Origin of the sequence: Ornithinibacillus sp. 4-3, assembly GCF_040958695.1 — a bacterium.
In the GTDB taxonomy this organism is placed as follows: Bacteria; Bacillota; Bacilli; order Bacillales; family Amphibacillaceae; genus CALAMD01.
Map to the genome: position 1 here is coordinate 3501068 of NZ_CP162599.1, position 12216 is coordinate 3513283.

Sequence of the window (12216 nt, forward strand, 5' to 3'; positions counted from 1 at the left end):
TACTTTTAAAAAAAACAAAAAAAAAACCTCTACAAAATTTGCAAAGGTTTTATTAATTCCTATTTAGTTATTTATCTTTATACTCGAACAGTTGGAGTATTAGCTTGCTTTGAACCATCTACTCTTTCAATATCTGCTCCTAACGCTACAAATTTTTCTGTAATATTTACATAGCCTCGATCAATATGCTGTAATTCTGTAACACGTGTTACACCTTCTGCTCCAAGACCAGCAAGAATTAATGCTGCTCCAGCACGTAGGTCTGTTGCTGCAACTTCTGCTCCTTGAACTACAGTAGGCCCTTCAATAATTACGCTACGGCCTTCTATTTTCATGTTTACATTCATTCGTCTAAATTCTTCTACATGCATAAAACGATTCTCAAACACCGTCTCTGTTACAACACTTGTGCCTTCAGCAAATGTCATTAATGCCATCATTTGAGATTGCATGTCTGTTGGAAAGCCTGGATGTGGTAAAGTTTTAATATCTGTAGCAGCTAGTGTTTCTGGTCCAATTACTCGGATACCATTACCTTCTTCGCTGATTTTAACACCCATCTCTTCTAATTTTGAAATAACAGAGCTCAGATGCTCAACAACGACATTTTCGATTAAAATATTACCCTTTGTAATAGCAGCTGCAGCCATAAAAGTTCCAGCTTCAATTCGATCAGGAATCATCACATGTTCTGCGCCACGTAATGTTTCTACACCTTCAATACGAATTGTTCCAGTTCCCGCACCGACAATTTTCGCACCCATTTTATTTAAATAATTTGCTAAATCTACAATTTCAGGCTCTTTTGCTACATTTTCCATGATCGTTGTACCTTCTGCTAAAGTAGCTGCCATCATAATATTTTCTGTAGCTCCAACACTTGGTACATCTAAGAATATTTTCGCACCTTTTAGACGACCATCTACTTTTGCTTCTACATAACCATTTCCAACAATTACCTCTGCTCCCATTGCTTCAAAGCCTTTTAAATGCAAATCAATTGGACGTGATCCAATCGCACAACCACCCGGCATTGCAACTTTTGCATGACCTAAACGTGCAAGAAGAGGGCCAAGCACTAATACGGACGCTCTCATTTTACGGACGTATTCAAAGGGAGCCTCTGTCTCTAAAGGAGCAGTAGCATCAATAGAAATAGTATTGTTTTCAAAATGCACTTTTGTATTTAAATTACGTAAAACTTCATTGATAGTATATACATCAGCTAAGTGGGGCACATCTTTAATAACACTTACTCCCTCACTTGCAATTAAACTAGCTGCAAGCACTGGAAGTACAGCATTTTTCGCACCATCTATTCTAACCGTACCACGTAATTGCTTACCGCCTTTGATGATGATTTTCTCCATATTTTACTATCTCCTTCGAATCCTAATTAATTTATTCATATTCAACTTATCAGATAGGTGTTCCAACTATTAGCTTTGTTCAATTTCTAAATTAATTTTATATTATTTTCTAGATTTTTCTGTTATAACGTAGATGATTTTCATTATTATAAATTACATTTCAGAGTAAATTCTCCTGAAAAGGCCAGGATTATTTACTATCTTGAATCCCGTAGTCTACTATGTAAAACAAACGTTTTCCTCAATCATTGCACCTAAGTAAAACCACTAGATAACATTAAAACATACGTTGCATACTATGTCTATATTTAAAATTCTAAAAATCTCACCTTCCATTATAACACCACCAAATGAGGTCATACAAGCAAATATATTTACATTTAATGATAAATATTGACAAAATATTGTCTTTCTAGCTTGTGCAAACTCGTCCAGCCTTAAATTAGTCGAGCACCCAAAAGAAAGGTTACATTAAATTTGATTTTTATTTAAATAAATTCAAAGTCAAAAAAAGAACTACTTATCTGATTAGTTATAGTCAAATAGGTAGTTCTTTAAGTGTGAGTTAGAGTAAGTAAAGTAAGTCTTGTGACCATTGCAGAATTTCTAAGAAAAATCTGCTAATCCCACTACCGATTACAATAGTAATAAAAATGATTAAAACTCGCGCTTCAACCACTTTTCCTTTTCGAATTAATGGTTCTAAATTAATAGAGGTTACTACTCTCCATGTTAAAAAGATGAAAAATATATGTGATAGTATGCTAATAATTGCTAACTGTCCAATCCCAAACAAGAGATACTCGCCTCCTTCATGTTTCTGTTTCCACTTTATCATTTTTAAAATAAAATGTCAGTGTAAAATGAATAAAGAATATGTTCATTTCTATTATCCTTTGTATATATTTATGATATATTTTGTCATTTCCCCGGAAATATTGAAATATTTTCTGTGGATTTGTATAGAAAAAGTTAATTTATTTCCCTAGAAATTGTCTACTTTAGGACTTTAAGCCTTTTTCACATCAATAGGCATATATGCCTATTGATGTGAAAAATTAAAACGTTCCCTCTCCCAATAAAATTTGGAAAGAAAACGTTTCGTGGTATAAAACATATTAATTTTGTTTTGCTTCTATACGATTCTTTGCTCTTTGTAATGCTAATTCTGCACGCAAACGATCTACATCCGATTGTTGTGACTGTAGTCTTTCTTCTGCTCTCCGAAGTGATTCTTGTGCACGCTTAATATCAATATCTGATAACTTTTCAGCAGATTGAGCAAGAATAGTAACTTTGTCTGGACGAACTTCTATGAAGCCTCCATTTACAGTTAAACGATCTGTTGTATCTCCCTGCTTTTTCAAGCGAATGACACTAATTGATAAAGGGGCAACCAATGGAATATGTCCTGGTAAAATACCAAGTTCACCATTTTCTGCTCGACAAACGACCATTTCATAATCGTCTTCTAAAACAGGACCATCTGGTGTAACTACACTTACCGTTAATGTTTTCAAGGTAACCCTCCTCTTTTTCAAGTTCAATGAGATAGGAATTATCTCAGAGTATAAAGCGCAAACCCCTATCCCTATATCCATTAGGGTAGGGGTTAAATAGGCTTTTATATTACATCATTTTTTCTGCTTTTTCTACTACTTCTTCAATAGCTCCAACTAGACGGAACGCATCTTCTGGTAAATCATCATATTTACCATCCAAAATCTCTTTAAATCCGCGAACTGTTTCTTTTACAGGTACATAAGATCCTGGCTGACCTGTAAACTGTTCAGCAACGTGGAAGTTTTGAGATAAGAAGAATTGCATACGACGTGCACGAGCAACAGTTAATTTATCTTCATCTGTTAACTCATCCATACCTAACATCGCAATGATATCTTGTAATTCACGGTAACGCTGTAATGTACGTTGAACCTCACGTGCAACATTATAGTGCTCTGATCCAACAATCTCTGGATCAAGGGCTCTAGAAGTAGATGCAAGTGGATCTACCGCTGGATAGATACCTTGCTCAGAAAGACCACGGTCTAAGTTAGTTGTAGCATCTAAGTGAGCGAATGTTGTCGCTGGAGCCGGGTCAGTGTAGTCATCCGCAGGTACATAAATAGCCTGAATAGACGTAACTGATCCTTTATCCGTTGAAGTGATACGCTCTTGTAATTGACCCATCTCTGTAGCAAGTGTAGGCTGATATCCTACCGCTGAAGGCATACGACCTAATAATGCCGATACCTCAGAACCTGCTTGTGTGAAACGGAAAATATTATCAATGAATAATAATACGTCTTGTCCTTGCTCATCACGGAAGTACTCTGCCATTGTTAAACCAGTAAGAGCAACACGCATACGCGCTCCAGGTGGTTCATTCATCTGTCCGAATACCATCGCTGTTTTAGTGATAACTCCGGAATCCTTCATTTCATAATAAAGGTCATTTCCTTCACGTGTACGCTCTCCAACACCTGCGAATACGGAAATACCGCCGTGCTCTTGAGCGATGTTGTTGATTAACTCCTGGATTAATACAGTTTTACCTACACCTGCTCCTCCAAATAGTCCAATTTTACCACCTTTGATATAAGGTGCTAATAAGTCAACAACTTTAATTCCTGTTTCAAGAATCTCTGTTTCTGTTGCAAGGTTTTCGAATTTAGGCGCATCACGGTGAATTGGATCTAATTGTATATTTTCTGGAAGTTTTTCATCTAAATCAATTGTTTCACCTAAAACGTTAAATACACGTCCTAATGTAATATCTCCAACAGGAACAGAAATCGGTTGTTCTAAGTCTTCAACTGGCATATTACGCTTTACACCGTCTGTAGAAGACATCGCAATTGTGCGTACAGTGTTATCACCTAAGTGTAATGCTACTTCTAATGTTAAATCGATAGCACCAGTATTTTCTGTAGCATCAGCTGTAACACGTAATGCATGGTAAATAGCTGGGAGTTTGTCGTCGTCGAATTTTACGTCAACAACTGGTCCCATTACTTGTATAACATGTCCTTTACTCATCGATTTCCCTCCTAACTCTTACTATATGAATGCACACTAGTGCTATTCAAGTGCTGCTACTCCACCAATAATCTCAGTGATTTCTTGTGTGATAGCTGCTTGGCGAGCACGGTTGAATGACAATGTTAAGTCTGAAATAATATCGTCAGCATTATCTGTAGCACTTCTCATTGCAATCATACGTGCTGCATGTTCACTTGCTTTACTATCAAGTAGTGATCCATAAATTAAACTCTCCGCATATTGCGGTAGTAATACTTCTAAAATTTCTTCCTGATTTGGCTCATATTCATACTGGCTAGATGATTCTGATTGCGCTATATCTGTAATTGGCAATAACTGATCTGTCATCACTTTGTGTGAAATCGCACTTACATAGTGATTATAAATGATATATAATTCATCTACTTTCTCATCACTAAATAACTTAACTGTATCTGTAGCAATTTCTTTAATTTCTGCAAAGTTAGGCTGATCTGCAACTCCAACAATGCTTCTTTCTACTGGGATACCACGTTTTTTACAGAAATCATAACCCATACGACCAATCGCAATAACTGTGTATTCTTCAGGAGATTTATGATTGTCAGCAATAGTTTTTGATAGTTTACGAAGTACGTTACTGTTGAATGCACCTGCTAAACCACGGTCAGAAGTAATAACAACATAAGCTGTCTTTCTCACTTCCCGACTTTGTAGCATAGGATGATCAACATCCGTATTATTCTGCGCAATACTAGACACTACTTCTTGGATTTTCTTACTATACGGCACAAAAGCACGCGCGTTTGCTTCTGCTTTTCCCATTTTGGATGCAGAAACCATTTCCATCGCTTTTGTAATTTGTTTCATTTTTGTTGTAGAAGTAATTCTATTTTTAATTTGTCTTAGTGTTGCCAAGCTTTTTCACCACCCTTTCATCTAGGGCTACAGGTCAAGGAAATTCCTTGAAAAACCCCGCATTCATCAATGGTTCGTTTTTATTATCTCTATAAGAATCTCTTGCAAAGATCTTTTATTTAATGGAAATCTCAAATAGAGAGAGGCAACAAGCTTATGAGCAAGCGCCTATATTCTCTAACTGAACTCCTTATTTACTGCTTGGTAAGAAAACTTTCTTGAAAGCTTCAATCTTACTGTTAAACTCTTCTTCTTCAGGTAATTTACCAGTTTCACGGATTGTTTTTAATAAATCAGCAGCGTTTTGATCTAACCACATATGGAACTCATCCTCAAAACGAGTTACATCTTCTACTGGAATATCATCAATGAATCCACGTGTTAATGCATAAAGGATTGCAACTTGCTTTTCAACAACTATCGGCTTATGTAGTCCTTGTTTTAGAACCTCTACCGTACGTTCACCACGCGCCAATCTTGCAGTTGTTGCTTTATCTAAATCAGAACCAAACTGAGCAAATGCTTCTAATTCACGGAATGCAGCAAGGTCAAGACGTAATGTACCTGCAACCTTTTTCATTGCGCTAATTTGTGCAGATCCTCCAACTCGGGATACAGATAATCCAGGGTTAATCGCTGGACGAACTCCTGAGTGGAATAAATCAGACTGTAAGAAGATTTGTCCATCTGTGATGGAAATAACGTTTGTTGGAATGTAAGCCGAAATATCTCCTGCTTGTGTTTCAACAAATGGAAGTGCTGTTAAAGAACCTCCGCCTCTTGCGTCACTTAGCTTAGCTGCACGCTCAAGTAAACGAGAGTGTAAGTAGAATACATCTCCTGGGAAGGCTTCACGGCCTGGAGGACGACGTAATAGTAGAGAAAGCTCACGATAAGCTGATGCTTGTTTAGATAAATCATCATAAACAACTAACACATGCTTGCCGTTGTACATGAACTCTTCTCCCATTGCTACTCCTGCATACGGTGCTAAGTATAATAATGGTGCTGGGTCAGAAGCTCCTGCAGTTACAACGATTGTATAATCTAATGCACCATAACGACGTAAAACTTCAACTGTACCACGTACTGTAGATTCTTTTTGTCCAATTGCTACATAGATACAAATCATATCTTGATCTTTTTGGTTCAAGATTGTATCAATTGCAACAGTTGTTTTTCCTGTTTGGCGGTCTCCGATGATTAACTCACGCTGACCACGTCCGATTGGCACTAATGCGTCAATCGCTTTAATTCCAGTTTGTAATGGCTCATCTACTGATTTACGGTCCATTACTCCAGGTGCTTCAGATTCAATAGCACGAGTTTTTGATGTTTCAATTGGTCCATGTCCGTCAATTGGTTGACCTAATGGGTTAACAACACGTCCTAATAATTCTTCACCTACTGGTACTTGCATGATACGACCTGTACGACGAACTTCATCGCCTTCTTTAATGTCCAGGTATGGTCCTAAAATTACGATACCAACGTTGCTTTGCTCTAAGTTTTGTGCCATACCCATGACACCGTTAGAGAACTCAACAAGCTCACCAGCCATGACATCGTCAAGCCCATGAGCACGCGCGATACCATCCCCTACTTCAATAACTGTTCCGACATCGCTAACTTCTATATCAGATTCATAAGATTCAATTTGCGTTTTAATCAGCTTACTGATTTCTTCAGCATTGATACTCATACCATTTTCACCCCTATCTTTAGTTTGCAGATACAAGTTTACGTTCTAAACGAGCTAATTTACCTTTAATCGTACCATCATGTATAGTATTACCGATACGAATACGTAATCCACCAAGAATAGAAGGATCAACAGCAGTTTTCAACTGGATTGTCTTTTTATCAAAGCTTTTTGCTAAGCCTTGTTTCAACTCTTCTTTCTCGTTTTCCGTCAACTCACGAACAGAAGTAACACTTGCTTCCGCAATTCCTTTTACATCATTCACCTTGTCGATAAAATGATCGATTATGGAAGGAGTGATATTCACTCGTTGGCGATCCACAAGCAACTTCAATGTATGTAGTACATCTACTTGTAAGCTTTGAAATGCCTCTTCCAAAAGCTGTTTCTTTTTCTCATTTGTTATACGAGGATGCTTTAGGAATGTAAAAAACTCATCATTATTTACGAAGACATCACGCACTACACGTAACTCCTCAGCCAATTGGTCTAAGTTCGCTTTTTCAGTTCCTAGTTGAAAAAGAGCTTCTGCATATCGTTGTGCAACTACTGCTTCACTCATTGCTCTTCTCCTACCTCTTTAATATATTCGTTGATCAAGCTCTCTTGATCAGCTTCACTTAATTCTTTTTCAATTACCTTACTTGCAATTAATACAGATAATGATGCAACTTTATCTTGAAGCGCTTGTAACGCCTTCTCTTTTTCGTTTTGAATATCTGCTTGAGCAGCAACCTTAATGCGATCAGCTTCAGCACGAGCTGCTTCAATAATATCTCGTTCTTGTTTCATTCCAGCGCCTCTAGCGTCTTCAATGATTTTCATTGCTTCTTGTTTCGTTTGTGTTAATCTTTCATTCGCTTCTTTTGCAGCCTTTTCAGCTTCCGCGCGACTTTTCTCAGCAGCATCAATTTCATCAGCTACGTGTTTTTCACGCTTCTCCATCATTGCCATGACAGGTCCCCAAGCAAATTTCTTAATTAACAGAAGTAAAACGATAAAGAAGAACAATTGAACAAGCATATCTCCTACATGAAGGCCACCTAACGCAGCATAAACCATAGAATAATCCGTGAATGCTTGCACAGAATCCACTCCTTTCACCAACAATTGTGAAACTATAAAAGTAAATCGTTATTTTAGTTCAAAATTACCCATGTACAAACAATGGCGAAGGTTCTATGGGTCTTCGCCATTTCAATTGATTGTTTAAGTTACATTACCATTAATGCGATAACTACCCCGATAATCGGTACCGCCTCAACTAATGCAACCCCGATGAACATTGTAGTTTGTAGTGTACCTTTTAATTCAGGTTGACGAGCAATCCCTTCAACTGTACGACTTACGATTAAACCGTTACCAATACCTGCACCAAGTGCACCTAATCCTACTGCTATTGCAGCTGCTAAAGCTCCCATAATATAAATCCTCCTCAAAGATATATAATTTAAATATATTAATTTCCAGTTTCAATAGAAATCTATTAAATCTGGTTGGTAAATAATAATTAGTGATCCTTGTTCACTTTATGTGAAATAAATACTAATGTTAGCATTGTAAAGATAAATGCTTGGATTGCTCCAATAAACATACTAAATCCTTGCCATGCTAAGAATGGTATTGCTCCTCCAATAAATCCAATTACTCCAGATGTAGTGAGTGCTACTAGTAAACCTAGTAATACTTCACCGGCAAATAAGTTACCAAATAAACGCAGACCAAGCGTCAATGTATTGGCAAACTCTTCAATTAGCTTAATCGGAAATAATACTGGAATTGGTCGAAAGTAGTCCAAGAAGTATTCCTTACCGCCTTTAAGTTTAATCCCATATAGATGAGATAAGACAATTACCATAGCAGATAAAGTCAACGTAATCCCAGCATCAGCTGTTGGTGACTTCCACCATACGTCTCCTTGAAATACACCATTGGTTATAACCCCTAACATGTTTCCAACAAAAATATATGTAAATAATGTTAGAGCTAACGGTATGAAAAGTTTCCCCGTCTTCCAATCCATGGTGTCATTAATCATCCCTTTAATGAAATCAACAACCCATTCCATAACATTCTGTGCTCCAGTTGGCTTTAAAGCTAGCTTTCTGGCACCAAGAACAGAGAGGATAAATACAATTGCAGAAGTAATTATGACCATTAATACGTTAGATAGATTAAAATCGAGCCAAGAAATACCAAATAAATCGTGATAAATTGGTGCTCCATGATCCATTTTTCTCACCCCACTTTCGAACCCTAATTCTTATTAGAAAAAATAAAATCTATCATAATGACAATGTAAGAAGTCATTAATCCAATTACAAAGGCAATCAAGTTAAAATAATCACCATATCTCATTACAATGATTACTCCAAGCGCGACTGCTGCTAAGCGTGCGAGAGTACCTAAACCTTTAGCTCTAGTTTTCTTTTCCACCGCTTCAGCAAATTCGTCAATCTTCTTTTGCATTAACCATAGATTATAAAAACTAATGACACTCCCTAATATCAACCCTAGGAAAATACTTGGATAAGGGGAAAAACCTGCTCCTAGCACGAGGACAGCGAGAAGGTAAAGCATCCATTTACGTTGGCGATTTATCATGCTTCCATATTCAGCCATTAACTCTTCTCCTCAATCATTCGTAATAGAAAGCGCTGACAAAGCTCCACATCCAGTTAAAATTCAAACCAATTATGTATGATCTTTGCTCATGATGAAAGGTACAAAAAAGTGTGTTGTAAGCCTTCCCAAACACCCTAAAATGCGTACCTCTCCACACTTTGTTTATCTTACAATATCCGCTATTTGTTGTCAATTAATTTGAGAGAAAGAAGCGTCTTGTTTTGATTAGCATTTTTCCTTCTCATAAAACATTGGAAAAAAATAGAATGTCACACTGTTCTATCACTAATGTTCCTCCCAAAAGACACTTCTCCATTATAAAGAAAAACAAGCGGAAATAGGTGTCAGAATTGTGAACTTTTCCGCTCTTTTTCGTCATAATTAACTCTCTTATTCTGGAACAAAGATATCTGTCTCTAAATAAACGTACTTCCCATCTTTCAACTGAAGGCTTAATAGTGCTTTATATATCCCGTGGCGCTTAATTTGCTTCCGATCAATTTCTCCCATATTTAAACCGAGTTGTGGATTTTTTAAATGTAGTAAAGGTTGCTCATATGTTAATGTCTCTGGGTGAAATAAATGGATTTCAACCTCTGCCACCTCTTCTGTTAAATAGAATTGGTATTGATACTTTTCCCTAGAGAAAGCTTCTAATGAGAATTCATAGCCCATTGCAATTGGATAATCTGCCGTCTCATTAATAAATAAATAGCCAATAGGAAATACCTCATCCTCACTTATCAACTCCAACCAGCCTTGATGAATACCTTGTTCTACATATTTTGTAGATACCTTCAAATCTATTGAGACACTTTTTTTACCTTTTGGCCCCACTTTAAAGGAGGTTGGCAACTCCCAAAATAATCCCTTTTGCTTTTTAGGTATTTTGAAATAATATTCTTTCGCCTTCTTACCTGTATTTTCAATTGTTAATGTTGCCGTCTGTTTTTCTTCGGATGCAGCGTATTTCCCAAAAGTGATTAATGTATCATTAATAATTGTAGTTGTTTCAATCGCTTTTTTGATATCAATAACTCCATTACCTTGTGCTATTGGTTCTGAAGCTTCTAGTGGAACTGCTGTTGTCTTTAATGCGTTAATGAGTTGATCATTCGTCCAATTTGGATGTGCTTCTTTTAACACTGCAAGTGCACCTGCTACATGCGGAGCTGCCATACTTGTACCATTTAATACTTCATAACCTTCTGGCACTGTACTTATAATATTTTTCCCTGGTGCTAATATATCTGGCTTTATTCTCCAGTCTATTGTAACTGGTCCACGTGAACTAAATGGGGCAACCATTTCTTCTACTTCACGTACTCTTGGTTGCACATACAATCGCTTGCTCTGCATAGTCTTTTCTAACCATTCTGCATCCTGTTGACTAATCAAGGCAATTGGAATAGGAGTTTTTGTCTGGAGAGTATTTAATACTTTCTGTTCCTTTTCGTCTTCATATAATAATATCCCTTGAACTCCTTTCTCTACAGACTCTTTAAGTAACTCCTCTATATTGATTTCACTCATACTAGTCATCAATATTTTTCCATGTGGATTTTGCTGTTGAAGGTCTGTAATCATTTCCGTAGTTCGATTTAGTTTCCAAGGACCTGTTTGCTGTACCTCATTCAATGAAATATCCTTATCTTCTGGCGAAACATGAAGATATGTAATTTGTTCTGGTCGGGCAAGTGCACCAACTGAAATGGCATTAATAGCAGTCGCCGGAGAACCAACTGTCCAATTCTCTGGACCACTATTTCCATTTGCAATAACCAATATGACACCTAATTCTGCTGCTTTATTAACAGCAAGACTCGTAGGAAAGTCTGGACCATTTACCGCATTACCTAAAGATAAATTAATAATATCTACTCCATCCTTCACCGCTTGTTCAATAGCAGCGATAACTTGGATTGATGTCCCAAATCCACCGGGGCCTAATGCCCGATATGCATAAATTTCTGCATCTGGTGCTACACCCTTTAATTCTCCGTCAGCTGCTATAATTCCAGCAACATGTGTACCATGAAGTGTTGGTGTTCCTTCTGTAGCTATTGTTTCCATTGGATCCTCATCAAAATCAACTACATCATATCCGCCAATGTAATTCTTCTGTAGGTCTGGATGATGATAATCTACTCCTGTATCAACAACAGCAACCTTAACATTTTTTCCAGTGTATGATGTGTTGTTTAGACTAGATGGCAAGGTAGTATTATTTAATTTTCTGTTACTTATTAACTCTGTATCCATCTGATATTCCTTAACTGGATAAGTCATTTTAACAAAATCATGCTCGCTTAGTTTTTCAAGATGTCTGATAGAACCTTGTAATGCTAAGCCTGTGAATAACTTTTCGTAAACAGTGATAACTTCAATAAAAGGGAAATTTTTTTCTATCCATTGTCGATATTCCTGTGGATTACCTTCTACTTCAATAATGATAGAGTGAGACTCTCGATAATCTACTTCTGTTATTTGCGGATCCGTTAATCCCTGCTCTGGCAAGAATAAGAGTAGAAGCATTAAGATGATTAGTGTATAGCAATAGCGCAAAATGGATAGCTCCTT

Annotated in this window: 12 protein-coding genes; all 12 read right to left on the reverse strand. The window is 37.0% G+C overall.

The annotated features are described in order from the left end of the window. Positions 1–77 precede the first annotated feature (77 nt). Positions 78–1370, reverse strand: a complete 1293-nt coding sequence (murA, locus tag AB4Y30_RS16815) for a UDP-N-acetylglucosamine 1-carboxyvinyltransferase (protein WP_368653335.1) — start codon at positions 1368–1370, stop codon at positions 78–80. A gap of 565 nt (positions 1371–1935) precedes the next feature. Then, positions 1936–2166 (reverse strand): DUF1146 family protein, encoded by a 231-nt coding sequence (locus AB4Y30_RS16820; protein WP_368653336.1) that lies wholly within the window; start codon positions 2164–2166, stop codon positions 1936–1938. 322 nt (positions 2167–2488) lie between these two features. Next, positions 2489–2890 carry a F0F1 ATP synthase subunit epsilon gene (locus tag AB4Y30_RS16825; RefSeq protein ID WP_368653337.1) on the reverse strand — a complete coding sequence of 134 codons (402 nt, stop codon included), beginning with the start codon at positions 2888–2890 and terminating at the stop codon, positions 2489–2491. A 109-nt stretch (positions 2891–2999) separates the two neighbouring features. Further along, positions 3000–4409: a F0F1 ATP synthase subunit beta gene (atpD, locus tag AB4Y30_RS16830; protein WP_368653338.1), complete on the reverse strand. Its 1410-nt coding sequence runs from the start codon at positions 4407–4409 to the stop codon at positions 3000–3002. Positions 4410–4451: 42 nt separating this feature from the next. Further along, the gene (gene atpG, locus AB4Y30_RS16835; protein WP_368653339.1) at positions 4452–5309 is read right to left on the reverse strand and encodes an ATP synthase F1 subunit gamma; all 858 of its coding nucleotides are present in this window, start codon (positions 5307–5309) and stop codon (positions 4452–4454) included. Between the two features lie 190 nt (positions 5310–5499). After that, positions 5500–7011, reverse strand: a complete 1512-nt coding sequence (atpA, locus tag AB4Y30_RS16840; protein WP_368653340.1) for a F0F1 ATP synthase subunit alpha — start codon at positions 7009–7011, stop codon at positions 5500–5502. Between the two features lie 19 nt (positions 7012–7030). Further along, positions 7031–7573, reverse strand: coding sequence for a F0F1 ATP synthase subunit delta (locus AB4Y30_RS16845; protein ID WP_368653341.1), 543 nt, complete (start codon positions 7571–7573; stop codon positions 7031–7033). Next, entirely contained in the window at positions 7570–8097 is a 528-nt protein-coding gene (gene atpF, locus AB4Y30_RS16850) for a F0F1 ATP synthase subunit B (RefSeq protein ID WP_368653342.1), read from the reverse strand. Before atpF ends, AB4Y30_RS16845 begins: the two co-directional genes overlap by 4 nt. Positions 8098–8225: 128 nt before the next feature. After that, a complete protein-coding gene (atpE, locus tag AB4Y30_RS16855) occupies positions 8226–8432 on the reverse strand; it encodes a F0F1 ATP synthase subunit C (protein WP_368653343.1) in 207 nt (68 codons plus the stop codon). 89 nt (positions 8433–8521) lie between these two features. Beyond that, positions 8522–9244 (reverse strand): F0F1 ATP synthase subunit A, encoded by a 723-nt coding sequence (gene atpB / locus AB4Y30_RS16860; RefSeq protein WP_368653344.1) that lies wholly within the window; start codon positions 9242–9244, stop codon positions 8522–8524. Between the two features lie 23 nt (positions 9245–9267). Then, positions 9268–9633, reverse strand: a complete 366-nt coding sequence (locus AB4Y30_RS16865) for an ATP synthase subunit I (RefSeq protein ID WP_368653345.1) — start codon at positions 9631–9633, stop codon at positions 9268–9270. Between the two features lie 393 nt (positions 9634–10026). Beyond that, complete coding sequence (locus tag AB4Y30_RS16870) at positions 10027–12201, reverse strand: S8 family serine peptidase (protein WP_368653346.1); 2175 nt, start codon at positions 12199–12201, stop codon at positions 10027–10029. Positions 12202–12216 lie beyond the last annotated feature (15 nt).

Coding starts and splice junctions, on each gene's coding strand:
- murA (WP_368653335.1), bottom strand. CDS start 1,370: ATGGAGAAAATCATCATCAAAGGCGGTAAGCAATTACGTGGTACGGTT.
- atpD (WP_368653338.1), bottom strand. CDS start 4,409: ATGAGTAAAGGACATGTTATACAAGTAATGGGACCAGTTGTTGACGTA.
- atpA (WP_368653340.1), bottom strand. CDS start 7,011: ATGAGTATCAATGCTGAAGAAATCAGTAAGCTGATTAAAACGCAAATT.
- AB4Y30_RS16845 (WP_368653341.1), bottom strand. CDS start 7,573: ATGAGTGAAGCAGTAGTTGCACAACGATATGCAGAAGCTCTTTTTCAA.
- atpE (WP_368653343.1), bottom strand. CDS start 8,432: ATGGGAGCTTTAGCAGCTGCAATAGCAGTAGGATTAGGTGCACTTGGT.
- atpB (WP_368653344.1), bottom strand. CDS start 9,244: ATGGATCATGGAGCACCAATTTATCACGATTTATTTGGTATTTCTTGG.
- AB4Y30_RS16865 (WP_368653345.1), bottom strand. CDS start 9,633: ATGGCTGAATATGGAAGCATGATAAATCGCCAACGTAAATGGATGCTT.